This window comes from Rhizobium albus (genome assembly GCA_030160035.1).
Classification (GTDB): Bacteria; Pseudomonadota; Alphaproteobacteria; order Rhizobiales; family Rhizobiaceae; genus Georhizobium; species Georhizobium albus.
This window is the reverse complement of the sequence record BSNO01000001.1, coordinates 953,526-976,895: the sequence shown is the minus strand read 5'-3', so window position 1 is coordinate 976,895 and position 23,370 is coordinate 953,526. Positions and strand designations below refer to the sequence as shown.

General features: G+C 62.4%; 22 protein-coding genes and 1 pseudogene. 13 read left to right on the top strand and 10 right to left on the bottom strand.

Features of this window, described 5'->3' with window-relative positions:
- Positions 1–280: 280 nt before the first annotated feature.
- Positions 281–1,522 carry an MgtC/SapB family protein gene (locus QQL76_RS04650; protein WP_499206585.1) on the top strand — a complete coding sequence of 414 codons (1,242 nt, stop codon included), beginning with the start codon at positions 281–283 and terminating at the stop codon, positions 1,520–1,522.
- A gap of 24 nt (positions 1,523–1,546) precedes the next feature.
- Here QQL76_RS04650 and QQL76_RS04645 read toward each other — a convergent pair whose 3' ends face one another.
- The 10 genes from QQL76_RS04645 to QQL76_RS04600 all read right to left on the bottom strand — a co-directional run bounded on the left by QQL76_RS04645 (position 1,547) and on the right by QQL76_RS04600 (position 10,677).
- Positions 1,547–2,320 (bottom strand): aspartate/glutamate racemase family protein, encoded by a 774-nt coding sequence (locus QQL76_RS04645; protein WP_499206584.1) that lies wholly within the window; start codon positions 2,318–2,320, stop codon positions 1,547–1,549.
- Positions 2,321–2,322: 2 nt separating this feature from the next.
- Positions 2,323–3,639 (bottom strand): TRAP transporter large permease, encoded by a 1,317-nt coding sequence (locus QQL76_RS04640; RefSeq protein ID WP_499207110.1) that lies wholly within the window; start codon positions 3,637–3,639, stop codon positions 2,323–2,325.
- 4 nt (positions 3,640–3,643) lie between these two features.
- Positions 3,644–4,135, bottom strand: a complete 492-nt coding sequence (locus QQL76_RS04635; RefSeq protein WP_499206583.1) for a TRAP transporter small permease — start codon at positions 4,133–4,135, stop codon at positions 3,644–3,646.
- Positions 4,136–4,202: 67 nt separating this feature from the next.
- Positions 4,203–5,195, bottom strand: coding sequence for a TRAP transporter substrate-binding protein DctP (gene dctP, locus QQL76_RS04630; protein WP_499206582.1), 993 nt, complete (start codon positions 5,193–5,195; stop codon positions 4,203–4,205).
- 53 nt (positions 5,196–5,248) lie between these two features.
- Complete coding sequence (locus tag QQL76_RS04625) at positions 5,249–6,241, bottom strand: 3-hydroxybutyryl-CoA dehydrogenase (protein WP_499206581.1); 993 nt, start codon at positions 6,239–6,241, stop codon at positions 5,249–5,251.
- Positions 6,241–7,317, bottom strand: coding sequence for an NAD/NADP-dependent octopine/nopaline dehydrogenase family protein (locus QQL76_RS04620; RefSeq protein WP_499206580.1), 1,077 nt, complete (start codon positions 7,315–7,317; stop codon positions 6,241–6,243). Before QQL76_RS04620 ends, QQL76_RS04625 begins: the two co-directional genes overlap by 1 nt.
- Positions 7,318–7,405: 88 nt before the next feature.
- On the bottom strand, positions 7,406–7,939 hold the full coding sequence (locus tag QQL76_RS04615) for a MarR family winged helix-turn-helix transcriptional regulator (protein ID WP_499206579.1): 534 nt from the start codon (positions 7,937–7,939) through the stop codon (positions 7,406–7,408).
- A 7-nt stretch (positions 7,940–7,946) separates the two neighbouring features.
- On the bottom strand, positions 7,947–9,233 hold the full coding sequence (locus tag QQL76_RS04610; RefSeq protein WP_126009302.1) for a TRAP transporter large permease: 1,287 nt from the start codon (positions 9,231–9,233) through the stop codon (positions 7,947–7,949).
- The gene (locus tag QQL76_RS04605) at positions 9,233–9,691 is read right to left on the bottom strand and encodes a TRAP transporter small permease (protein ID WP_404864182.1); all 459 of its coding nucleotides are present in this window, start codon (positions 9,689–9,691) and stop codon (positions 9,233–9,235) included. The genes QQL76_RS04610 and QQL76_RS04605 overlap by 1 nt, the downstream gene beginning before the upstream one ends.
- Positions 9,692–9,741: 50 nt before the next feature.
- Positions 9,742–10,677, bottom strand: a complete 936-nt coding sequence (locus QQL76_RS04600; protein WP_499206578.1) for a TRAP transporter substrate-binding protein — start codon at positions 10,675–10,677, stop codon at positions 9,742–9,744.
- A gap of 289 nt (positions 10,678–10,966) precedes the next feature.
- Here QQL76_RS04600 and QQL76_RS04595 point away from each other — a divergent pair, with 289 nt between their 5' ends.
- The 12 genes and pseudogenes from QQL76_RS04595 (at position 10,967) to QQL76_RS04540 (ending at position 23,365) form a co-directional block, all read left to right on the top strand.
- Entirely contained in the window at positions 10,967–11,932 is a 966-nt protein-coding gene (locus QQL76_RS04595) for a PDR/VanB family oxidoreductase (RefSeq protein WP_499206577.1), read from the top strand.
- A gap of 10 nt (positions 11,933–11,942) precedes the next feature.
- Positions 11,943–13,277 carry an aromatic ring-hydroxylating dioxygenase subunit alpha gene (locus QQL76_RS04590; RefSeq protein WP_499206576.1) on the top strand — a complete coding sequence of 445 codons (1,335 nt, stop codon included), beginning with the start codon at positions 11,943–11,945 and terminating at the stop codon, positions 13,275–13,277.
- The gene (locus QQL76_RS04585; RefSeq protein WP_499206575.1) at positions 13,274–13,756 is read left to right on the top strand and encodes an aromatic-ring-hydroxylating dioxygenase subunit beta; all 483 of its coding nucleotides are present in this window, start codon (positions 13,274–13,276) and stop codon (positions 13,754–13,756) included. Before QQL76_RS04590 ends, QQL76_RS04585 begins: the two co-directional genes overlap by 4 nt.
- An 8-nt stretch (positions 13,757–13,764) precedes the next feature.
- The gene (locus QQL76_RS04580) at positions 13,765–15,402 is read left to right on the top strand and encodes an acyl-CoA synthetase family protein (protein ID WP_499206574.1); all 1,638 of its coding nucleotides are present in this window, start codon (positions 13,765–13,767) and stop codon (positions 15,400–15,402) included.
- Entirely contained in the window at positions 15,402–16,577 is a 1,176-nt protein-coding gene (locus tag QQL76_RS04575) for a thiolase family protein (RefSeq protein WP_499206573.1), read from the top strand. Before QQL76_RS04580 ends, QQL76_RS04575 begins: the two co-directional genes overlap by 1 nt.
- A complete protein-coding gene (locus QQL76_RS04570; RefSeq protein ID WP_499206572.1) occupies positions 16,574–17,833 on the top strand; it encodes an SDR family NAD(P)-dependent oxidoreductase in 1,260 nt (419 codons plus the stop codon). The genes QQL76_RS04575 and QQL76_RS04570 overlap by 4 nt, the downstream gene beginning before the upstream one ends.
- Entirely contained in the window at positions 17,830–18,636 is an 807-nt protein-coding gene (locus QQL76_RS04565; RefSeq protein ID WP_499206571.1) for a cyclase family protein, read from the top strand. Before QQL76_RS04570 ends, QQL76_RS04565 begins: the two co-directional genes overlap by 4 nt.
- Positions 18,633–19,364 carry an SDR family NAD(P)-dependent oxidoreductase gene (locus QQL76_RS04560; protein WP_499206570.1) on the top strand — a complete coding sequence of 244 codons (732 nt, stop codon included), beginning with the start codon at positions 18,633–18,635 and terminating at the stop codon, positions 19,362–19,364. Before QQL76_RS04565 ends, QQL76_RS04560 begins: the two co-directional genes overlap by 4 nt.
- A 247-nt stretch (positions 19,365–19,611) precedes the next feature.
- A complete protein-coding gene (locus QQL76_RS04555; RefSeq protein ID WP_499206569.1) occupies positions 19,612–20,115 on the top strand; it encodes a putative pterin-binding protein in 504 nt (167 codons plus the stop codon).
- A gap of 83 nt (positions 20,116–20,198) precedes the next feature.
- A pseudogene (locus tag QQL76_RS04550) lies at positions 20,199–21,509 on the top strand (sensor histidine kinase); the annotation flags it as partial.
- A 102-nt stretch (positions 21,510–21,611) separates the two neighbouring features.
- On the top strand, positions 21,612–22,307 hold the full coding sequence (locus tag QQL76_RS04545; RefSeq protein ID WP_499207109.1) for a response regulator: 696 nt from the start codon (positions 21,612–21,614) through the stop codon (positions 22,305–22,307).
- Positions 22,308–22,312: 5 nt separating this feature from the next.
- Complete coding sequence (locus QQL76_RS04540; protein WP_499206568.1) at positions 22,313–23,365, top strand: HD-GYP domain-containing protein; 1,053 nt, start codon at positions 22,313–22,315, stop codon at positions 23,363–23,365.
- Positions 23,366–23,370: the final 5 nt, after the last annotated feature.

The window sequence follows — 23,370 nt, the reverse complement described above, 5'->3', positions numbered from 1 at the left end:
CATGTTCCATGCCTAGCCAGAAAAACTCCTGCGGCATCGGTCATGCCGCAGGAGCTGAGTGATTGGCAGGACAGAAAGCGCAGCAAGTACCGGCCATTCGAAAGCGCTGCGTCGAGGTGCTCCACCAAGCTCGCGCTCGCCCATTTGGAACAGCGGGCAGCCTGAGACCAAAGCACGGCTTGCTTCGACAACCGCAAGTCTGTTCCATCGCAATGCAAGGGGCACGCGATCGCGCTAGGGTGTTCAAGGCGGCATGGTCCGCCATTGGACGAACCGCGTCATGGACATGCTCATCGCCCGCCTTGGTCTGTCGCTCGCCATCGGCCTCCTGGTCGGGCTCGAGCGGGGCTGGCGCGAACGCAGCGAGCCCGAAGGCAGCCGTACGGCGGGAATACGCACATTCGGCGTAGTCGGGCTGCTCGGCGGTGTCCTCGCAGCCCTGTCCGATGCTTTTGGAAGCGCTGCGATCTTTATTGCGGGTTTTCTTGGCTTCGCCTTGCTCTTCGGCTGGTTCAAGTTCGCCGAAGCGCAGCATGACGGCAGCTTCAGCGTCACAGGCACAATCGCCGCGCTCTGCGTCTTTGCACTGGGCGGCCTTGCTGTCTCCGGGGACTACCGTGCAGCAGCCGCCGGCGGGGCAGCACTCGCAGCCGTTCTTGCCAGCCGTGAGGCTTTGCACGGCATGGTGCGCCGGCTATCCTGGGTGGAACTGCGCTCCGCCATCGTGCTGGCGGTCATGACTGTCATCATCCTGCCGCTTCTGCCAAACCGCACGCTCGACCCCTGGGGCGGTTTCAACCCCTGGCAGATTTGGTTCTTCACGGTGCTGACGGCGTCGATCTCCTTTGCTGGATACATCGCCACGCGGCTTCTTGGGTCCGCGCGCGGCCTGCTCGTGAGCGGGCTTGCCGGCGCGATCGTGTCGTCGACAGCGGTGACGGTCGCCTTCGCGCGATCGGCAACCGCCGGCGAGCAACGTCGCGCCTATGCCGGTGCTGCAGCCCTCGCCGCGATGATCTCGATCTGTCGGGTCATCCTCATCGTCGCCATCGTCGCGCCGCTTGTCCTTGGCTCGATAATTCTGCCGACGCTGGCCGCCGCCATCGCTTTTGGTCTTTCAGGAAGTCTCATGCTCTTCAGGGCTGGCGCACAGGATACGCCATCAGAGCCGACCAACCCGTTTGAATTGACCACGTTGCTCCTCTTCGCCCTCGCCTTCGCCGTCGTGGCGACGGCGAGTGCCGCCCTTTCGAGCCGGTTCGGCGACACGGGGCTCGTGGCGACGTCCGCGCTATCGGGCACTTTCGATGTCGATGTCGCGGTATTGAGCGCGTCGCGCCTGGTAGTGCGAAACGTCGGGATGGAAACCATCGGCAGCGCGGTGCTCGCCGCGCTCGCCGCCAATGCCATGGGCCGCCTCGCCCTCGCCATCGCCGCGGGACCCCGCGCATTCTGGGTTCCGCTGCTCATGACAAACCTCACCGCCGCCGCAGCCGGAACAGCCGTATGGCTTATGGCGTGATGCAGGCGGCAAGCACGTCCACTTCTATAACCCCTTCGGGTGGGCCATGAATTCCTCGATGATCTCGATAGGTGGCTTCACGTAGTCCGAGGTGCGGCTGATGCCGAGGCCGGTCAGGTTTTTCAGCTTTACGGCCATTTCCGCCAGTTTGACGACGATCGGGATGCCGTTGATCACCGGGGCGCCGTCGACACGGTGGTCATGGAGCTGGGAGAACAGAAGCATGGGGATGCCGCCACCGGGGATCAGCACATCGACGCCCTCCTCGACCAGCGGTCGCGCCTCCTCCTCGAACAAGGCCCTGACAGTCTCGAGCTTTTCTTCCGAGCCGAAGGCATCCAGGATCTGGCCGGGTTCGAACTGCATTGCATGCACGCCGGTCACCCGCTCCTTCAGGCCGTACTTGCCGATCTGGTGGTGAAACCAGGGGATGTAGCGCCTGTTGATCGTCACGATGCCGGAGCGCTGGCCGAGCTGGCAGGCATGCAGCATCGATGCCTCGCCCATGCCGAGCACCGGAATGTCGACCACCGAGCGCGCCTCGTAGAGACCCGCATCCTGGAAGTGCCCGATGATGAAGGCGTCGTAGCCGTCCCGCTCCGCACGAACCGCGTTGCAGATCACTTCTCGAGCGCAGCGAAACTCGACGATGGCATGGGCGTAGGAATCATGCGGCGTGATTCCCTTGATGTCTATCTCGGTGCCGGGATCGATGATCTGGTCGAGATGCTTACGCAACTCGTCCCAGTAGCCCGCACCATGTTCGTAATCGACATAACTTTGATACCAGATGCGCATTGTCAGTACCTGATCATGCTGGGCAGCCACAGGGCGATCTGGGGCCAAATGACGAGAAGCACGACGAGAAAGAGCGTGCATCCGATATAGGGCAGCGCCGCCCGGGCGACCTCGCCGATCGTGGTGCCCTTGGGTGCGACCCCGACCATGACGAACAGCAAAAGCCCAAACGGCGGCGTCACGAGGCTAAGTTCGAGCACCAGCAGCATGATGATGCCGAACCAAACGGCATCGAAGCCGGCGAGCGCCGAAAGCGGCATGAAGATCGGAAGCGTCAGCATCATGATCGAGAGTGGATCCATGAACATGCCGAGCACGATCAGCACCAGCACCATCAGCGTCAGCAGGAGATAGGGCGATACGTCGAAGCCGGTGGCAAAGCCGATGAGCCCCTGCGAGGCGCCCGAGAAGGCAAGGATCTGCGAGAACGTCGTGGAACCGACGATGATCATCAGCATCATCACCGACACGGCAAGCGTGCCCTTCATCGACTTGACGACTGCTTCCCAGCTCAGCTTGCCGTAGAGCGCGGCAAGAACGATGACGGCAAGCGCCCCGAATGCCGCGGACTCCGTCGGTGTTGCCCAGCCAAGCAGGATCAGACCAACGACGGCGAAAACGACAATGCCCATCGGTGCCACATCGACGATGAGCGCGCGTGCGATCTCGCGTCCCGTGGCGCGCTTGGCCGCGTAGCCGGGTGCCGCCTCCGGATCGATAGCGATCTGCAGCCTGATCGTCAGCGCGAAAAGGAGCGCCAGCACGAGGCCCGGTATCAGGCCAGCGATCAGCAATGACCCTACGTCGATCCGCCCGAGCGAGCCGAGCAGGACGGCGAGCGATGATGGTGGGATGATCATGGCAAGCCCGCCTGTCGCGAGAATAGGCCCCATGATGATGTGCTTCTTGTAGCCCCGCTTGATCATGTCCGGCATCAGCGTGGTGCCGAGCATGGCGGCGTTAGCCATGGAAGAGCCGGACAGGGTCGCGAAGATCGTGCCGCCGCCGACGGTCAGATAGGCGAGCCGGCCTCGGATGTTGCCCATGCACTTGTCGAGCGCGTCGAAGACGCGAAACGCAAGCCCCGTGTGGAACAGCAGTTCGCCCATGATGAGGAAGAGCGGCACCGGAACGAGCGCGAAACTCGTGATCGAGGTCGTGGCGTTTGCGACCAGCTGATCGATGCCGACGATCCCGCCCATGAAGATCAGGACGCCGATGATGTTGATGACGAGAAAGGCAATTGCGACCGGCATGCCGATGAGCATCAGCGCCAGCAGGCCGCCGATCATGATCAGCGTGGCGTCATACCAAGGCATCATGTCAGTGTCCTCCGCCCGCGCCGCTATAGGTTTCGCCGCGCAGCAGAATGCGCAGGAACTCGATCGCCATCAAAAAGAAGCCTCCGCCCAGCATCGCGTAGAGCACCCAGGCCGGGATGTTGATCGAGCGCATGTCCACCGATCGCGTGACGATCATCTCCATGCCGACGGCGGCCGATCGCCAGGTGAGAAGACCAAGCGCGAGGATGCAAACCACCAGAACGAGGCGGCCCACAGCCACGCGCAGACCATCGGGAAGCTTGGCGACGAAGGAGCCGATCGCCACATGCCCGTTTTCGCGCACCAGCCAGGGCGCTGCCGCCATGGTGGCGAACAGCATGACATATTCGACGATCGCGCTCGTCGATTGGAACGGCCTGAAGCCGGTATTTCGCAGGATGACGTCGACGATAATCAACGCCGTGATGGCCGCGAGGCTGAGAGCCCCGAGGACCGCCAGGCCAACGATCAGCCGGTCATAGAATCTCATCATGGTCTTGGCGCCCGTTCCATTGGAAACGAAAGCCGGGCGAGGCGCTTGGCCCCGCCCGGTCATCTCATCACTCAGGATAGTAAGCCGAACGCAGCGCGTCGTAATGCTCGCTGCCGGCGGCCTGCATGCGCGCCCAGGCGCTTTCGAACGCCATGCGGCGGAACTCTGCCGCCTGCTCGTCCTCAAGCTCGACGACGGTCATGCCCTCCTCGCGCACGGTGGCATCCGTTTCGGAAATCACCTGCTGGAAGTTCTCATAGGACGTCTGTTCGTATTCGGCAGCCGCTTCCTCGATGATCGCCTTGGCCTCATCCGAGAGGCCTTCCCACTTCGCCGGGTTGATCACGACGGCGAGATCGGTCTGGAAGACGCCGGGATCGATGCGGTAGCGCAGGAAGCGATCCCAGGAGAGATCCTTGATGCCGACGATCGGCCAGCCCGAACCATCGAAGGTGGAGCGTTCAAGGCCGGTGTAGACATCCGGCACCGGCACGGAAACCGGGATCGCGCCGATCTCCTCGAAGAAGGCGTTATAAATCGGCTGGGAACGAATGCGCAGGCCGGAAAGATCGACGCCACCATCCTCGGACCGCCGCGGTTCCTGGATCGTATAGACGTGGAACTCCACGCCGGTATCGAGATGTGCCAGAAGCTCGACGCCGAGCTTTTCACGGAAAGCCTGCTGCATGATCCCGAAGCCGCCGTTCTCGCGCGCTTCCGCAGCCGTCACGGTCGAGCCAACCCAGGCATCGGCTTCCGGCATGGTGCCGAGATAGTAGGACGCCGGGCCGTATTGCATGTCGATCACGCCGCGGCGAACAGCGTCGACCTGCTGGTTCGGCGGAAACATTTCCGGACCGCCGGCATAGGTGATCTGGACGACGCCTTCGCCCTTCTCGTTCACCAGATCGACGAAGCCCTGAAAGCTCTGGGAAAAAGCCAAAGCCTGCGGGAAAGCGGAAATCGCCCGGATCTGCTCTTGCGCATGAGCGGCGTAAGCGCCGAGCGCAAGCATCGATGCGGTGGTCATAATGGCAAATTTGATGTGCATTGTTTTCATGGTGAGTACCCTCTGTGGATCTTTGAACCAACTGCCGGCTTGCTACCGGTCTGTCATGAATTGCCCGCGAGAACCGGAGGGCGAACAAGCCCTGAAGCTTCGAGGGATCGTAGGAAATCGGCCATGCGTTTCTGCCGGTAGGCAGCCACGTCCATGCCCTCGTAATCGAAGAAGCCGGCACCGGTTTTCAGTCCGATCCTGCCTTCTTCCATGTTGCGGCTGATGATCGCCGGCGGCGCGAAGCGCTCGTCCTTGAAGGCATCGCTCAGGTAGTTCGAGGCGTAATAGAGAATGTCGCCGCCGCCCCAGTCGATGAACTCGAGCAGGCCGAGCACGCCGAAGCGCAAGCCGAAACCGTAGGTCACCGCCTTGTCGACATCCTCTGCACTGGCAACGCCTTCCTCCACCAGCCGGGCCGCTTCGTTCATCGCCAGCGCCTGGATGCGCGGAACGATGTAGCCGGGCGACGCCTTGCAGGTGATCGGCACCTTGCCGATGGATTCCAGGAACCCGCGCACCGCAGCCAGCGCCTCATCGGCCGTTTCGTCGGCTGGAGAGAGCTCGACCAGTGGCATCAGAAAAGCAGGGTTCAACCAATGGGCATTGAGGAAGCGGCTCGGATGCCGCGTGAATGCCGCCAGATGCGTCGACAGCATCGTCGATGTCGTGGAGGCGAGAACGGCGCCCTCGCCTGCATGGTCATCGAAGACGGCGAAGGCATCGCGTTTCGCTATCTCGGTCTCGGGCACAGCTTCGAAGACGATTGCAGCCTGCGCCAACGCCTCGGCCGCCTGGCCGGACGGAAGCACCTGAACACGTGCCATGATTTCGCCGATGGCGGACGGGTCGAAGGCGCCGAGCGACGCGATCGCCTGAAGTCCCGCCTCGATCTCGCCAAGTGTCTCGGCCTTCAAAGCGTTGAAGGCAGACGCGTCGCGCGGCTTGGCATCGAGCAACCGGATATCGTGTCCGGCATAGGCGACGCACTGCGCGATGCCGCGTCCCATGCGGCCGGCGCCGATACAGGCGATGATCTCCCCGGCCATCAGAGGCCGTCCTGCAGCATGGACTGGACCTCGGCGGGGCTTTTGTCGACAAGTCCGATGCTCTCCATCGTTCGGCCATGCGCGCGGAAATCCTGTTCCGCAACTGCACCGGCGATCGCGAGCAGGCCCTTGGCGACCGGGCACGGCACCCTGGCCCAATCACCGACCGACACGAGGAAGGCAAGTCCAAGACCAACATCCTCGGTCATGTAGCGATGGTTCTTGAGATCGAGCGTCTCATGCCAGTCCCCCGAACCGACCAGCTTGTCATGGGCAAGGTTGCCGTACATCCAGTCGCTGGTTTCGTAGTGATCGGCGAGCGGGAAATGCGGTGCGCCATAGCCGAGCTTTTCACGGATCGCGATGCGCTCGTTGTCGAGTGCCGCATGCGTGCGGCGGATCGCCGGCTGCGTGCCCTCGTTATGAATGTCCCACTTGTCGAAATGCTCGATCGGTCCGGCATTCATCAGGATCAGCGGCGGATGGATGATCGGTCCGGCATTCATCAAGGCGCCAGAGAGCGCATCTTCCACCCGCTCGATCGCTCCGGGGAATGCAGCCGAGATGACCTCGATCGCCTCGTCCGTCTTGCGGGCCGGCAGAACGCCGGTCGGCAGGCGCGAGGCGCGCGTCGTGATGCGAACCTCAAGCGCGTTCTGCTTGCGGCAAAGCCAGGGCAGCGTGCCGGTTTCGGCAATCGCGATATCGGCCTTTGAGCCCGCATCGCGGATGCGCTTCATCATGATGTAGGACCCGAATGTGCCCGGTGGCAGATAGATCACCTGCCCGTCGACCAGGTGCGACGCGAGCGCATCGGCCATGTCGGCCTGGGCAAATGCCGGCGTCGGCGCCACGATCAATGCCGCGCCTTCGAGCGCTGCGCCAAGATCGTCGGTGGGAGCTACGGGCACGTTCCGGCTGCCCTTGTGGTCTGTGACGGTAATCACGCCTGCCGCGGCAATATCGGAACAGCTCGATGCTTGGCGACGCCACCACGCAACCTCGTGGCCCGCTTCGGTAAAATCGGCCACCGCCGCGTAGGACCCGTTGCCCCCACCCAGAACGGCAATCTTCATAAACGCACTCCCTGCTTCTGAACGTCTGGAACAAAGCTGTTCGCTTCGAATGTCCTCGGCGAGGTCGCTGCGGTTCTGCGCATTTGCCTCACCGCTCCTCGTCGATTGTCGGGGCAGACGGCCGATCTCCGGCACGGGCTTCCGGTCCGTGCAGATCGATGATGCGCGCCAGCACGCCCTTCAGGATCTCCGCCTGATCCGGCGAAATCTGCTCGATGATCCCCGCCTCATGTGCACGGGCCTCCGCGATGAGTTCAGCGGCGAGCTTCCTGCCCTTCTTCGTGAGATAGACTCTCACACGTCGACGATCGCGCTGGTCGCTGCGCCGCGTCACCAGGTCCTTCTCGGCCATCTGGTCGATGATCTTCGTCAGCCGCGACTGTTCCATCAGCGCCAGCGCGGCGAGCTGTGTCACCATCTGCCCCTCTTCGTCGGCGAGGCAGGCCAGGATGCGCCACTCGGGCACGCGCACGCCACGCGCCCGAACAAGGGCATGGAACTCCGTCAAGACGGCATCGCTGGCAGCGGCGAGCAGATAGTGGAGGTAGGTTCGGACAAAGCCCTGTTCGGCGGGCTTTGCGGGTACGGCGACAAGGTCAGAAGCGCGCTTTGTTACAGTCATAGGGTGCTCACATCGATTGTGGGATGATGAGCGCCAGACCTGGCACAAAAATCAAAAGAGCAAGACGCACGATGTCGACTGCGACGAAGGGAACGACACCGGCATAGATACGCTCGATCGGGACTTCGGGTGCGACCGAGCGCATGACGAAAATATTCATCCCGATCGGCGGCGTGATGTAGGAAAGCTCCGTCGCGATCACCACGAAAATGCCGAACCAGATGGGATCGAACCCCAGGCCCACCACGATGGGAAAGAAGATCGGCACCGTCAGCGTCACCATCGACAGGCTTTCCAAAAGGCAGCCGAGGATCAGGTAGATGATGACGATCGAGAAGATGACCTGATAGGGCCCGACACCGAGAAGGTTGATCCACTCGCGCAGATCCGTCGTGAGGCCGGAGAAGTTCACGTAGTTCAGGAAGAACAGCGCTCCGAACAGGATGAAGAACATCACTGCCGTGGTCTTGGCGGTATCGAAGAGCGTGGCGAGCGTGTCGCGCAGCGTCAACCGGCCACGGGCGGCGGTCAGAAGGAAGGCCCCGCCGGCCCCCATGCCTGCCGCCTCTGTCGCCGTGAAGGCGCCGACATAGATGCCACCCAACACGAACACGAACAGAGCCAGTGCCCAGAAGACGCCTTTCAGCGCACGGAAACGCTCGATCAACGGCAGCTTCGGCTGAACCGCCAGCTCTTCCTTGTACATCACCAGCGAAAGCCGCACGGCAAAGATGTAGAAAACGATGCCGACGAGCCCGGGAAGCAGGCCGGCCAGAAACAGCATGCCGATGTTCTGCTGCGTCAGGATTCCGTAAATGACAAGAATGACCGACGGGGGAATAAGAATGCCGAGCGTGCCCCCGGATGCGATCGAGGAGGACGCAAGGCGATCGGAATAGCCGAAGCGGCGCATCTCGGGCAGCGCGATGCGCGCCATCGTGGCTGTCGTCGCAAGTGACGAGCCGCACACCGACGAGAACCCGCCGCAGGCGACGATCGTCGCCATCGCAAGTCCGCCCTTCCGGTGGCCGAGCCAGGCATTCGCCGCCTTGAAAAGCTCTGCCGCCACACCCGACTGGACGACCAGATTGCCCATCAGCAGGAAGAGCGGAACGACTGACAGCGTATAACTGCGGCCGCCATCAAAATAGGTCTGGCCAATGAGAGAAAGCGTCGGCGTCCAGCCGATGATCGAGGCAACCCCGACCAGGCCCACGCCCGCCATGGCGAAAGCGATCGGCACGCCGCAGAAAATGAGGCCCAGGAGCAGGGCAACGCCGATCGGCCAATCCATCACACGGCTCCCTCTCGGCCTTTGGACAGCCGCATGACGGCCATCACGAAGGTGACGACGGAACAGGCGCCGGCGATGATTGCGGCAGCCTTTGAAAAGGGCCCGATCGGCGCGCGCAGATAGACCGTGACCTCGTTGTAACTTGCGAGCTGGCTGCCGTGCTTCCAGAGCTGCCATGCGATGACGGCAAGTATGACGCTCACGAAAAGCCGCGCGATCAGAAGCTGCGCGATCTCGGCCCACCCCTTGAGCCTCGACGTGATGAGATCGACGGAAATGTGCCCGTCATCGAGACAGACGGCCGGCAGCCCGCAGAAGATGATCGCCATCAGCAGGAGCTCCGTATATTCGGATGCACCCGGCAACGGACTGGACAGGAAATAGCGCCCGACGACATCGATCACCGTGACGCATGTCAGGGCGATCAGCAGCGCTCCGCAGAGCACTGCCGTAATCATGCGCAATCCCCGCCGAGCCCTTGTGAAGAAGGCCTCGGGAGCGGGTGTCATCACTCGCTCGCGACTGCTTGCACTTCGGTTTCGAGCTTGGAGAGGATGGCGTCGAAATCGACGCTCTTGGCCTCGTAATTGGCCTTGATGCCATCGAAGATCGGCTGCGCTGCCGTTCGCAGCTCCTCGACCTCTTCCTCGGTCGCGTCATGGAACGTGACCGTTTCACCGATCACTTCCATGCCGGCCGCGTCCGCCGCATCCCAGGCCTGACCGGCCATGCGGGCGAAAGCTTCACCGGAAATTTCTTCGATCGCCGCCTGGTCTTCTGCAGAAAGGCTGTCGAACTTCGCCTGGTTCATGACGAAGAAAAACGAGACGTTGTAGAGCCCGCCCGGAACGCGAAGCGCGGTATCGACCAAGCTTTCGAGCTTGAAGAAGGGGATCGATTCCACCGGGAAGAAAATGCCGTCGGCGACGCCGCCGGACAGGATTTCGTAGGACTGCGGCGAAGGCGCCTGGATCGACACCATGCCGAGCCCCTCGGCGAGCACGTTGGTGATGTTGCCGGCGACGCGCACCTTCTGGCCGGAAAGACCTGAGATCGGAGTGACCGGCTGGCCCTTGGTGAAGAGCATGCCCGGGCCATGCGCGAAGACACCGAGCACCTTGGTTCCGCGATGTTCGTCCGCGGCGGCAAGATCGCTTTCGTAGACGCGCTGGAACGCGACGGAAAGGCTTTCCGACGTGTCGGCGATGAACGGCAGCTCGGCGATTTCGGTCAGCGCGAAGCGGCCCGGCGTATAAGAGTGGACACCGAAAGTGAGATCGGCGACGCCGTTGGCGGCCAGATCGAAATGGGCGGGCGGCGGCCCGAGCGGCGCATCGAGAATCTGAACGCTCACGCGTCCGTCCGTCGCTTCCTCAAGCTGCTCCGCCCACGGGATCATCATGTCCTTGATGATCGGGTGAGAGGTCGGAAGCCAGTTCGACATGCGAAGGACAGTCTCTTGCGCAGACGCGGAGACGCTGAGCGCAAGCAGCGAAATAGATGCATATGCAAGTTTCTTGAGCATGGCGGTCACCGTGGTTCCCCTTGTTATCGGACGCCTTACAACCGAAATGCTGACACAGGTTTTCGATCCCTTCAAGCTTGAAAAGATGAAATTGCATAAGTTTATGCCTGAAGGTTGACAGGTGAAAACATGATAATTCATATTCTTTCAGTCGACGCTGCGAGTGCCGCCGACGAGATGGCCGAAGCCGAAAGCGGAGGTACTGCGCATGTCGCAACTGCGGCTAAAAGTTTCTTCTGTTGAAGCGCTGACGGACAGGATCCGGGCGGTCACGCTGACATCCGCCGATGGCCGCAAGCTTCCCGGATACCAAGCCGGCGCTCATATCAAGATCACGATCCCGACCGGTGGCGAGCGCCACTACTCGCTGATCAATTCCGATGCCGAGACAGACACTTCCCACGGTAGGGACAGCTATCGGCTCGGCATTCTGAAGGAAGCGGCGAGCAAAGGTGGCTCGCTCTTCATGCATGCGTTGTCGCCGGGCGACACGATCGAAACATCGGCTCCAAAGAACGATTTCGCCCTCGCCACGCATGACGGTCCAGCCATCCTGCTGGCCGGGGGGATCGGTGTCACGCCGATGATTTCGATGGCGGCCGAACTGCAGCGGTCGGGCCGGCCGTTCGAATTCCACTATTCCGGCCGATCACGTCCGCTCATGGCATTCGTCGACGAGATCGAAGCGGCGTGCGGTGACGCACTGAAGGTCTATTGCGACGACGAGGCCGAACGCTGTCTCGACCTTGTCGGTCTCATCGAACGAGCGCCGGCCGACGCCCATTTCTACGTCTGCGGTCCCCGCGGCATGATCGAAGCCGTACGCGAACGCGCGCTCGCCAAGGGGTTCGACAAGGAGCGCGTGCACTTCGAACTGTTCGACCAGCCGGAGGAACAGGCCGGCGACCAGCCATTCGAAGTGGAAGTGAAGTCGACCGGCGAAGTTTTCACCGTTGCACCCGGCCGGACGATCATCGAGGTTCTGGAAGAAGGCGGCGTCGATCTCGTCTATGACTGCCAGCGCGGCGATTGCGGCATCTGCCAGACCACCGTGCTCGAAGGTGTTCCGGACCACAGGGATGTCATCCTGACCGACGAGGAGCGGGCGGCCAACGACGTGATGCAGATTTGCGTATCGCGATCGAAGACCCCTCGCCTCGTGCTCGATCTCTAGGAGGAAGTTCATGAGCCGCCATGCCAATGACCGCTCCGCCATCGCCGCCCTGGTGCGTCCGACGGAAGTTCACCGCGACATCTACATCGACGAGGATGTCTTCCAGCTCGAGATGAAGCACCTCTTTGCCAATTGCTGGGTGTTCGTCGGCCATGACAGCCAGACCCCGAACAAGGGCGATTACTTCACGACCGAGATCGGCACGCAGCCCGTCATCATGGTGCGCCATTCGGACGACGAGATCTACGTCCTGCACAATCGCTGCCCGCACAAGGGCACCAAGATCGCCATCGACCGCGCCGGCAACACCGGCAAGTTCTTCCGCTGCCCCTACCATGCATGGTCGTTCAAGACGAACGGCTGCCTGCTCGCGATACCGTTGCGCAAGGGCTACAAGGACACCGGGCTCGAAGAGAGCGAAAGCGTCAAGGGCATGGCGCCCGTCGGCGCCGTCAAGAACTACCGCGGCTTCGTCTTCGCCCGGCTTGCGCCGGAAGGCGTGTCCTTCGAAGACTTCTTCGGCTCTTCCTTGAGCTCGATCGACAACATGGTCGACCGTTCGCCGGCCGGGCGCCTCGAAGTGGCAGGCCCGCCTTTGCGCTACATGCACCGGTGCAACTGGAAAATGCTGGTCGAGAACCAGACGGACACCTGCCACCCCATGGTCGCCCACGAAAGCTCTGCCGGCACGGCGATCAAGCTGTGGGAAGAGATGGAAAAGCCCGAAGGCACGAAGAAGCCGATGGCCATGGAGGTGATCGCGCCCTTCATGTCGTCATACGAATTCTTCGAGAACATGGGCATTCGCACTTGGCCGAACGGCCACGGCCACACCGGCGTGCACCATTCGATCCACTCGGACTATTCGGCGATCCCTGGCTACTTCGAGCAGATGTGCGAAGCCTATGGTGAGGACCGCGCGCGCGAAATCCTGGGTGAAAATCGGCACAACACGGTCTATTTCCCGAACATCATGATCAAGGGCCCGATCCAGCAGCTCAGGCTCTTCAAGCCCATCTCGGCGAACAAGACGCTGGTGGAGAGCTATATCTACCGACTTGTCGATGCGCCCGACATGCTCCTCCAGCGCACGGCCATGTACAACCGCCTGATCAACGCGCCCACATCCATGGTCGGTCACGACGATCTGGAAATGTACGAGCGCGCGCAGGAAGGCCTGCATTCCGACGGTCTCGAATGGGTCAACGTCCAGCGTCTCTATCAGCCAGGCGAGAGCTTTGAGCAGGAAGCGATCGAGAATGGCACCACCGAGCGCCAGATGCGCAACCAGTTCGACGCCTGGACCAAATACATGACGATGACGATGGACGAGGCCGCCCAATGAGTGCGCCGAGCAAGGACGATCTCATCGATTTCATCTATGAAGAAGCCCGAATGCTCGACGATGGGCGCTTCGACGAGTGGCTGGATCTCTGGACGCCCGACGGCATCTACTGGATGCCGCTCGAATACAACCAGCAGGACGAAAACCTCGTCACGTCGCTGCTGCATGAGGATTTCTTCATGATCAAGCTGCGGGTCGAGCGCTTCAAGGGCGAGCGCACCTTCTCGCAGAAGCCGAAGACACGCTGCCACCATGTCATCCAGCGACCCTTCGTCGACAGGCTCGACGTCGACGCCGGCGAATTCGTCACCCGCACGGCGTTTCACTATGTCGAGACGCGGCTGGACGACCAGACGCTTCTGGCCGCCAATGCCCGGCACGATCTGGTGCTGGTGGACGGCAAGCTGAAGATCAAGCGCAAGCGCGTCGATCTGCTGAATTCCGACGCCGCCTTCGGCAACATCCAGATGTTTCTGTAGAAAACGCCATGATCGAGATCGCGCCGCACGCCACAGTCTTCACCGCACTCCGGTCTGCCGCAGAACGCTGGCCCGACCGCCCGTTCCTGAATGTGCTCGAAGAGACGGCACGCATCTACGGCATCGATGCGCGTGAATGGACCTACGCCGAAGCTCTGCGTGAAGTGGAACGCCTGCGCGATGCCTATGCCGCTGCGGGCTACACGGCAGGTGGTCGCGTCATGCTGCTCATGGAGAACCGACCGGCCTTCTTCCTGCACTGGTTCGCGTTGAATGCGCTGGGTCTGTCGGTCATGCCGGTCAATCCGGACCTTCAATCGTCCGAACTCGAATACATGGCTGGACACGCAGAGCCGGTTCTGGCCGTCGCCATTCCCGCGCGTATTGCCGATCTTGAAAAGGCATCTTTAGCGTCAGGAGTCGGCTTTCCGGTCATCGCTCCGGACGCCACGCCGCCTGAACTTTCAGCGGAGCTGGCCAGGCGGATCGTCGCGCCAACAGGTGATCCGCTTACGCTTGAAGCGGCCATGCTCTATACGTCCGGCACGACCGGCAAGCCGAAAGGCTGCGTGCTCTCCAACCTTTATTTCCTCGCCGCCGGCCGCTGGTACGCCGAAGCCGGTGGGGTTTGCACGCTGCGCGAAGACGGCGAGCGGATGATCACGCCGCTGCCGATCTTTCACATGAACGCGATGGCCTATTCGCTGATGGCGATGATCGGTGTCGGCGGTTGCCTGACGGCGCTCGATCGTTTTCATCCCAAAAGCTGGTGGCAGAGTGTGCGTCAGTCTCGCGCGACCTGCCTCCACTATCTCGGCGTCATGCCCTCCATCCTCATGAAGGCCGAACCGGCTGATGCCGACCGCGATCACGATGTCCGCTTCGGCTTCGGTGCCGGCATCGATCCCAAACTGCACGGCTTGTTCGAAGATCGCTTCGGCATCCCGCTTGTCGAAGCCTGGGCGATGACCGAGACCGGCGCGGGCGCCGTGATCGCCGCCAACATCGAGCCACGCAAGCGCGGAACGAGTTGTCTTGGCCAACCGCGAGGCGGCGTGGAAGCGCGCATTGTCGACGCTGACGGTCACGACGCTGCAGCCAACGAACCGGGCGAACTCCTGGTCCGGCACGCCGGCGACGATCCGCGCTACGGCTTTTTCTCCGAGTACTATAAGAACCCGGAAGCGACGGCCGAAGCTTGGGCGGATGGCTGGTTCCACACGGGCGACATCGTGCGGCGTGACGAAGATGGCGACATCTTCTTCGTCGATCGCAAGAAAAACGTTATCCGTCGATCAGGCGAGAACATCGCCGCCGTCGAAGTGGAATCGATCCTGATGCAGCACCCGGATATCAAGGCAGCAGCGGTGGCCGCCGCACCGGACGAGATCCGCGGGGACGAGGTCTTTGCCTGTCTGGTCGTCGACGGCGATCGCACGGATGCAAGGGCACGTGCCATCGTCGCCTGGTGTCTGGAACGTGTCGCCTATTACAAAGTGCCCGGCTACATCGCCTTTCTCGATGCCTTGCCGCTGACCGCAACGCAGAAGATCCAGCGCGGCGAGTTGAAGACGCTCGTGCCGCAGCTCATGACGGATTCGGCAACGGTCGACACGCGGTCCATGAAGAAGCGGCAGGCCGCCTGATGGCGCGTGCGCGGCAAGCCTATGATGGTGTGGTGCTCGCCGCTCCAACCACGATACCCTACCAGCGCTTCTCGACTGAAACGGCCCATTGGTGGATCGCCCGCGCGCTTGCGGAGTGCCTGAAGACCGCTGGCATCCGGCCTGCCGAACTCGATGGTTTCGCCGTCTCGAGCTTCAGCCTGTTTCCCGACACCGCAGTCGGGCTGACCCAACACCTTGGCCTCACGCCACGGTGGCTCGACCATATCCCCATGGGTGGCGCGAGCGGGATCGCAGCGCTTCGCCGCGCAGCACGCGCGGTGCAGGCGGGTGATGTCGACGTGGTCGCCTGTGTCGCCGGCGACACGAACCAGGTCGACAGTTTCCGCCGCATGCTCTCGAGCTTCTCGCGCTTTGCGCAGGATGCCTCCTACCCGTACGGCGCCGGCGGCCCCAACGCGTCCTTCGCTTTGCTGACCGACCACTACATGCAGAAGTTTGGCGCGACGCGCGAAGATTTCGGCCGCATCTGCGTGGCGCAGCGCGACAATGCGCTGAAGAACCCGCATGCAGTGATGAAGGCGCCACTGACGCTGGACCAGTATCTTTCGGCGCGGATGATCTCCGACCCGATCGCCCTGTTCGATTGCGTGATGCCTGTCGCCGGTTCGGAGGCGTTTCTCGTGATGCGCGAAGATGACGCCCGCGCCGCCGGTCTGCCACACGCGCATATCCGCTCGACAATCGAGCGGCACAATGCTTTCCCGGAGGACGCCATCCAGATGCGCGGCGGCTGGGCGATGGACATCGACGAGCTCTATGCGATGGCTGATGCGAAGTCTGACGATATCGATCTCCTGCAGACCTATGACGACTATCCCGTGATCTCGATGATGCAGTTCGAGGATCTGGGCTTTTGCGCCAAAGGCGAAGGCCCCGAATTCGTGCGCGGCAAGGATCTCACCATCGACGGCGACTTTCCGCACAACACGTCCGGTGGCCAGCTTTCGGCCGGTCAGGCGGGTGCGGCCGGCGGCTACATCGGTCTCGTTGAAGCGATCCGGCAGGTGACCGGAACGGCCGGGCCGACACAGGTGGCCGGGGCAAGGACCGCGATGGTCTCGGGTTTCGGCATGATCAACTACGACCGCGGTGTTTGCTCCAATGCCGCCATCATCTCGGGAGCGGGTGCATGACCGATCCGCTCTCGCCGCCACCAAAGAAAGACCCCCAGAAGCGCACGCGCGTTCCGGCGCTGCCATCCGGCATGCGCAGCCGTGCCGCGCTCGGGCTGGCGGTCGCGGCCGCGGAAGGCCGGTTCATGCTGCAGGGCTGCGAAGCCTGCGGCGCGCTGCAGTATCCGCCGCGCGATGCCTGCTCGACGTGCCTTTCCGTCGACCTCAAATGGCGCGACGTCGAACCGACCGGCCAGCTGATCGCGGAGACGACGGTTCGAACGTCGACCAGTGTCTATTTCCGTGAGCGGACGCCATGGCGCGTCGGCTCGGTGAAACTCGATGCAGGGCCATCGGTGATGGCGCATGTGCACGGTGATGTCGCGCGCGAAGCGGCCGTGCGGCTCATCAATCGCCTCGACAAATCGGGCCAGGGCGTCTTCTTCGCTCTGCCCGTGGATGGGAGTGCCAACATGGCGGACGATCCTCAACTGCGCGAACTGACCGCCGATCCGAAATTCCGCCGTGTGCTCATCACCGATGCGCGCAACGAAAACTCGGTGGCGCTCGCCAAGGCGTTTGCGGATGCGGGCGCCACGACCATCTTCGTCGGCGAGCCGGAAGGCTGGCGGCCCTACCCGCATCGTGCTGCACTTGCGGCCATCGCCAATGTCGCGATCGTTCCGCTCGATGTCACCGACACGCAATCCGTGACCGAGCTAGCCGGCGAGATCGGCGGCAAGACTGACATCCTCGTCAACAATGCGCGCTTCATCCGCCCCGGCGGCATCATGGACCGCGGCGACACCGTCTTCGCCCGCGACGAATTCGAGACCAACGTGCTCGGCCTCATGCGGCTCGCCCAGGCCTTTGGACCCCCCATGCGGAACAGGGGCGCCGACGGCGTCAACAGCGCCGCTGCCTGGGTCAACATCCTGTCCGTCTACGCCTATGCCAACATGCCGGCCTATGGTGTGTTCTCGGCGTCCAACGCCGCTGCGCTGTCGCTGTCTCAATGCCTGCGGGCGGAAATGGCGCCGGGTGGCGTGCGCGTCCTCAACGTCTATACCGGCCCCACCGAGGACGAATGGCACCAGCCGCTGCCGCCACCCAAGGTCGCGCCCTCCGCCCTTGCGCGATCCGTCGTGGCAGGTCTGAAGGATGGGCTCGAGGACGTCTATGTCGGCGACGTCGCCAAGGATCTGATCGAGCGCTGGCGCCAAGGCCCGAAGCTCCTGGAACGCGAGATGATTGCCGAGGCGGGAGAAGCCCGATGAACGCGGTCGATATCAAGAGCGCCGATCTGCTGGCGCAGATGGCGGGCGCCATCGCTTCGGGCAGCATCGAAGTGGTGGATCTCACCCACACGCTGGACCAGGATTTTCCCGTCATCATCCTGCCGCCGGAATTCGGCCAATGTGCCCGCTTTCGCATGGAGGAAATTTCCGCCTACGACCATCGCGGTCCGGCCTGGAAGTGGCACAATATCAGCCTGTGCGAGCATACCGGCACGCATTTCGATGCACCGTCGCATTGGATCTCCGGCCGCGACATCCCGAACGGCAATGTCGACGAGATCCCGGTCGATCGCTTCGTCGGTCCGGTCTGCGTGATCGATTGCTCGGCGGGTGCACGTCAGAACGAAGATTTCGAGCTGACGCCCGAGATCATCCTCGATTGGGAAAAGTCCCATGGGCCGATCCCGGCAGATAGCTGGGTGCTGATGCGCACGGACTGGTCGAAGCGACGCGGTGCCCATTATCTCAACATGCGCGACGACGGCCCCCATTCACCGGGCCCGACACCCGACGCGATCAGACTTCTGGTCGAGGAGCGTGGCATCCGCGGCTTCGGCACGGAGACAGTCGGCACGGACGCCGGCCAAGGCATGCACTACACGCCGCCCTACCCCGCGCATTTCATCCTGCATGGCGCGGGCCGCTATGGGCTGCAGTGCCTCAACAATCTCGACCGCTTGCCGCCGACGGGCGCGGTCATCGTGGCGACCCCGCTGAAGATCAAGAAGGGCACTGGCAGCCCCCTGCGCGTCATCGCGCTTGTTCCGGGAAAAGATGCATGAGCAAGCCTCAGTTCACGGCCGTCATCACCGGCGGCAACAAGGGCATCGGCGCCGATCTTGCCGACCGCCTGCTCGAACAGGGCTACACTGTGGTGTCCGTCGCACGCCGCGCGCCGGAAAAATCGCATGACCGGCTGTTTTCGGTGGAAGCCGATCTTCTCGATGCGGACGCAGTGAAACAGGCGGCTGCGACGATCGCGAAGGATCACCGGGTCACACATCTCGTCCACAATGCCGGGCTTATCTGGCCGAACCTGATCGAGGATGCGAAACCGGAGGACATCACCGGCCTCGCGCAGCTTCATCTCGGATCGGCGCTGACCCTGCTTCAGTCGTTTTTGCCGGCAATGAAGGAACAGCACTTCGGCCGCGTGATGTTCAATGCCTCGCGCGCAGCACTCGGCGCCCCGACCCGCACGGCCTACAGCGCCTCGAAAGCCGGCATGATCGGCATGGCGCGCACCTGGGCGCTGGAATTGGCCAAACACGGCATTACGGTCAACGTCGTTGCGCCGGGCCCGATCCTGACCGACAATTTCTGGGGCATCATCCCCAAGGACAGCGACCGCGAGGCGGAACTCGCCACCAAGATCCCCGTTGGCCGTCTCGGCACGGTGGAGGATGTGACGAACGCATTCCTCTTCTTCTGCGATCCGAAATCGAGCTTCGTGACCGGCCAGACACTCTATGTCTGCGGCGGCGCAAGCGTCGGTGGTTCGATCCTTTAATTCGACACGCACCGCAACGTTTCGTTTCAATTCATGTGGGGTCAGCGTTGTCCAAACGCTGGCGATCCCCACATTTTTAGGCATCACCTTAAGGTGTTTTAGATACGCCTGTTGTACGTTGGCATTGGATCGACCGGCCACATCGTGCCGGCGGCATCAGGCCACTCGGTCCGCGCCGTTTGAATGCGGCATGCCAGTCTCATCCCCCACATCCATTTGCCCTTGAAGGCAACCCATAGGTGTCATCATGCGAGCCAAAGTTCTCGCCAGCGCCGCTGCACTTGCAATGCTTTTCTGCCAGCCAGCCCTGGCACTCGATGCCCCGACCGACCCCGTCATCCTCACCATCACCGGCGCCATCACCGAGACCAACAGCGATGGCGCTGCCGTTTTCGACCTCCCGATGCTGCAGGACCTGCCCGGCCGCACCGGAACCATGGAAACTCCGTGGACCGAGGGCGAGACCGCTTTCGATGGCCCGCTTCTGCGTGCGCTTCTTGCGGAAGTCGGCGCGCACGGCAAAACGCTTCGGGTCACCGCGCTCAACGACTACTCCGCAGAAGTGCCCGTCTCCGATGCAACCGACTACGAAACCATTCTCGCACTTGCGATGAACGGCAAGCCGATGTCGGTTCGCGACAAGGGCCCGCTGTTCATGGTCTACCCGTTCGACCTCAACCCCGAACTTTATAACGAAAAGTACTTCTCCCGCTCGGTCTGGCAGATCAAGGCGATCGAGGTCATCGAGTGACACCAGCGCTGCGCCACAGCCGAAGGGCCATCAAGCGCGCCGGCAGGGAGACGACCTTTCTGGTCGTCCTGTCGGCGGTGCTGATGGCCATTCTCGTGGCGACGTTCGGCTATCTCTACGCCCGCCAGAACGCGCTCCAGGACGGCATTCGTGAAGACGCGCTCTGGGCCGTTTATCAGCTCGATCGCGAAGCGCGCACGCTTGCCCATGCCATGAGCGCGGCCCAGTCCCAGTGGCCAGTTGAAGCATCGAGGATCACGGAGCTCTCTCTGCGCTACGACATCCTCTATTCGCGCCTGTCGATCCTCAGCAACGCCAAATACGAAACGTCGCTCGCATCGAGCGCCGGCTTTGTCGGAAGCCGCGCGTCGATCCGCGACAAGGTCCTCGGCCTTGAACCGTTCTTCAACGCCATGGCTTCATCTGCGCCCCTCGATCGCGACGAGTTCGCAGTCACCACGTCCGACCTCTTGGCTCTTATTCCCATCACCGAGCGCATGTTGACGGATACGAACACCTCCGTTTCCGCAGTGCGGGCGGATGCCCGTGCCGAGGTTATGCGCATCCAGCAGGCGACCGCGCTTCTGGTTCTGATCATTGCTGTCTCCATCGCTTTGCTCATCCTCAATCTGATGCGCCAGCTGAAACTGACCCGCCGCACCACCGGCCAGCTGGAAGAGGCCGCTAACGAAATTTCAAAGGCCTACACTGCGGCAGAGGCCGGCAACCGGGCGAAATCGGAATTCATGGCAGTGATGGGCCACGAGATCCGCACGCCCTTGAACGCGATCCTAGGCATGACGGAGCTGCTGGCCCATGCCGATCTGCCGGAGGAAGACCGCCGCGGCGTGAAGGTGATCGCAAGTTCCGGCCAGGCGCTTCTCGAGATCATCAACGAGATCCTCGACTTCGCGAAGATCGAGCATGGCGACCTCGTGCTTGAGACGATCCCCTTCGAGCCAGGGAAGCTCGCCGAAGACGCAATGGAGGTTGTCGCCGGTCGTGCCGCCGATCAGGGCGATCGCCTGGCATTGGAGGTATCAAGCTCCCTGCAAGGTCTTGCCGTGCTTTCGGATCCGACGCGCATCCGCCGGGTGCTTTTGAATCTGCTCTCGAACGCTGTGAAGTTCACCCAGAACGGAGAGGTGCGGCTGCACGTTTCGCTGCCCGCACCGAACCGCATCCGTTTCGAAATCGCCGATACCGGCATCGGCATATCGGCCGAAGCGCTGCCCCGCCTGTTCAACCCCTTCACCCAGGAAGACGGCACGATCAGTCGTCGTTTCGGCGGAACGGGTCTGGGGCTGGCGATCTGCAAAAAAACGATCGAGGCCATGGGCGGGGATATCGGTGTGCAAAGCACCGCGGGATCCGGCAGCGTCTTCTGGTTCGAGTTGCCGGTCGAAACGGTGCAGGCACCGCTGGCTGACACCGCATCGATCGACCCAAGCGCCGCATTGCCCGTACGAAACATCCTTGTTGTCGAAGACAATGCCGTGAACCGCGATGTCGCGCAGCGTTTCCTGAAGAAGCTTGGCCAGCGGGTCACCATGGCGATCGATGGCCTGGAAGGTGTCTCCCAGGCGAAGGCGGGCGATTTCGACCTGATCCTGATGGACATGCAGATGCCGGTGATGGACGGCTTGGCTGCCACCCGGGAGATCCGCTTGCACGAACTGCAAACCGGCAAGCGCGCGCGCATCGTCGCCATGACCGCAAACGCCTCCGACACCGACCGCGCGCTTTGCATGGAAGCCGGAATGGACGCCTTCGTCGCCAAGCCGATCACCCTCGCGCGGCTGGCCGAAATCGTGCGCGGCCCAGAAGCGAGCTCCTCGTCCCCGATCAGCAGCGACACCCATTCCGATTATCCGGTCATCGATCAGGAACGCCGCCTCGAACTGACGGAAGCCTTCGGTCCCGATGGCCTGAAGGAACTCGACGAAAGCTTCTTCTCCGATGCTGCTGGGATTCTTCGGGCGCTCCACGCAGCCTTGAGCGTCGGCGACGCCGCATCCGCCGACAGGGCGCTTCATTCGCTGAAAGGAGCCTCGGCAAATTTGGGGTTCGTCGATTTCTCCACGTTTACCGAGAGAGCACGCAGCGAAACCTTGAGGGCCGATCTCGGGACAGAAATCGAAAAGCGTTTGGCCACCATCCGCGAAGCAGGGGAGCAGGCGCACGCCGCCTGAGCACGATGAAGACGAGCGTTCTGATCGTGGAAGACAACCGAACGAACCTGATGATGATGGAGCGTCTTGTCCTGCAGGTGCCGGACTGCGTGGCCTTGACGTTCATGGATCCCGTTGAGCTCCATGATGGACTGGCTGGCGTGTCCTACGACATCGCGCTCGTCGACTATCAGATGCCGGGAATGAACGGCGTCGAGCTTCTGAAAGCGCTGCGCGCCGCACCCTCCTACCGCGACCAGCCGCTGGTGATGATTACGGCCGATCAGGAAAAGGCAATCCGCATCGAGGCCCTCCAGGCGGGCGCGGTCGAATTTCTGCACAAGCCGATCGATCCGGTCGAGTTCAAGGCAAGGCTCGCCAACATCGTCCGGCTGAGCATCGTCCAGCGCCAGCTCGCCGACCGCGCAGCATGGCTTCGTTCGGAAATCGAAAAGGCCACGGCCGAGCTTCGCGAACGTGAGGAGGAGATCGTCCACCGGCTCGCCCTGGCTGCAGGTTACAAGGACCGCGAAACCTCCGAGCACACGGTGCGCATGGCGCGCTATTGCCGCCTGGTCGCAGAAGGCCTCGGGCTCGACGACGAGCTCTGCCGGGACATCGAGCTGGCCGCGCCGATGCACGATATCGGCAAGGTCGGCATTCGCGATGCGGTGCTGCTGAAGCCTGGCGCGCTTGATGCTGAAGAGCGCGCTCACATGAACGAGCACACCGCCATCGGCGCCGCTATTCTGGCAAATTCCAAGTGTCGGCTGATGAAACTGGCTGCGGAAATAGCCGAAGCCCACCATGAACGCTGGAACGGCACCGGCTATCCCCACGGCCTTGCCGGCGATGCGATCCCGCTTTCAGGCCGCATTGCCGCCGTCGCCGATGTGTTCGACGCGCTGACGACCGAGCGGCCCTACAAGTCGGCATGGACCATCGACCAGGCCTTCGACTATCTGGATCAAAAAGCCGGTGTGGAGTTCGACGCAGCCTGCGTTGCCGCCCTTAAATCCGCGAGGGACCGGATAGCTGCTCCAGCTCGCGACGGGGCCAATTTGAAGCCGGCCGCTTAAAACGG

Coding starts and splice junctions, on each gene's coding strand:
- QQL76_RS04650 (WP_499206585.1), top strand. CDS start 281: ATGGACATGCTCATCGCCCGCCTTGGTCTGTCGCTCGCCATCGGCCTC.
- QQL76_RS04645 (WP_499206584.1), bottom strand. CDS start 2,320: ATGCGCATCTGGTATCAAAGTTATGTCGATTACGAACATGGTGCGGGC.
- QQL76_RS04640 (WP_499207110.1), bottom strand. CDS start 3,639: ATGCCTTGGTATGACGCCACGCTGATCATGATCGGCGGCCTGCTGGCG.
- QQL76_RS04635 (WP_499206583.1), bottom strand. CDS start 4,135: ATGATGAGATTCTATGACCGGCTGATCGTTGGCCTGGCGGTCCTCGGG.
- dctP (WP_499206582.1), bottom strand. CDS start 5,195: ATGAAAACAATGCACATCAAATTTGCCATTATGACCACCGCATCGATG.
- QQL76_RS04625 (WP_499206581.1), bottom strand. CDS start 6,241: ATGGCCGGGGAGATCATCGCCTGTATCGGCGCCGGCCGCATGGGACGC.
- QQL76_RS04620 (WP_499206580.1), bottom strand. CDS start 7,317: ATGAAGATTGCCGTTCTGGGTGGGGGCAACGGGTCCTACGCGGCGGTG.
- QQL76_RS04615 (WP_499206579.1), bottom strand. CDS start 7,939: ATGACTGTAACAAAGCGCGCTTCTGACCTTGTCGCCGTACCCGCAAAG.
- QQL76_RS04610 (WP_126009302.1), bottom strand. CDS start 9,233: ATGGATTGGCCGATCGGCGTTGCCCTGCTCCTGGGCCTCATTTTCTGC.
- QQL76_RS04605 (WP_404864182.1), bottom strand. CDS start 9,691: ATGATTACGGCAGTGCTCTGCGGAGCGCTGCTGATCGCCCTGACATGC.
- QQL76_RS04600 (WP_499206578.1), bottom strand. CDS start 10,677: ATGTCGAACTGGCTTCCGACCTCTCACCCGATCATCAAGGACATGATG.
- QQL76_RS04595 (WP_499206577.1), top strand. CDS start 10,967: ATGTCGCAACTGCGGCTAAAAGTTTCTTCTGTTGAAGCGCTGACGGAC.
- QQL76_RS04590 (WP_499206576.1), top strand. CDS start 11,943: ATGAGCCGCCATGCCAATGACCGCTCCGCCATCGCCGCCCTGGTGCGT.
- QQL76_RS04585 (WP_499206575.1), top strand. CDS start 13,274: ATGAGTGCGCCGAGCAAGGACGATCTCATCGATTTCATCTATGAAGAA.
- QQL76_RS04580 (WP_499206574.1), top strand. CDS start 13,765: ATGATCGAGATCGCGCCGCACGCCACAGTCTTCACCGCACTCCGGTCT.
- QQL76_RS04575 (WP_499206573.1), top strand. CDS start 15,402: ATGGCGCGTGCGCGGCAAGCCTATGATGGTGTGGTGCTCGCCGCTCCA.
- QQL76_RS04570 (WP_499206572.1), top strand. CDS start 16,574: ATGACCGATCCGCTCTCGCCGCCACCAAAGAAAGACCCCCAGAAGCGC.
- QQL76_RS04565 (WP_499206571.1), top strand. CDS start 17,830: ATGAACGCGGTCGATATCAAGAGCGCCGATCTGCTGGCGCAGATGGCG.
- QQL76_RS04560 (WP_499206570.1), top strand. CDS start 18,633: ATGAGCAAGCCTCAGTTCACGGCCGTCATCACCGGCGGCAACAAGGGC.
- QQL76_RS04555 (WP_499206569.1), top strand. CDS start 19,612: ATGCGAGCCAAAGTTCTCGCCAGCGCCGCTGCACTTGCAATGCTTTTC.
- QQL76_RS04540 (WP_499206568.1), top strand. CDS start 22,313: ATGAAGACGAGCGTTCTGATCGTGGAAGACAACCGAACGAACCTGATG.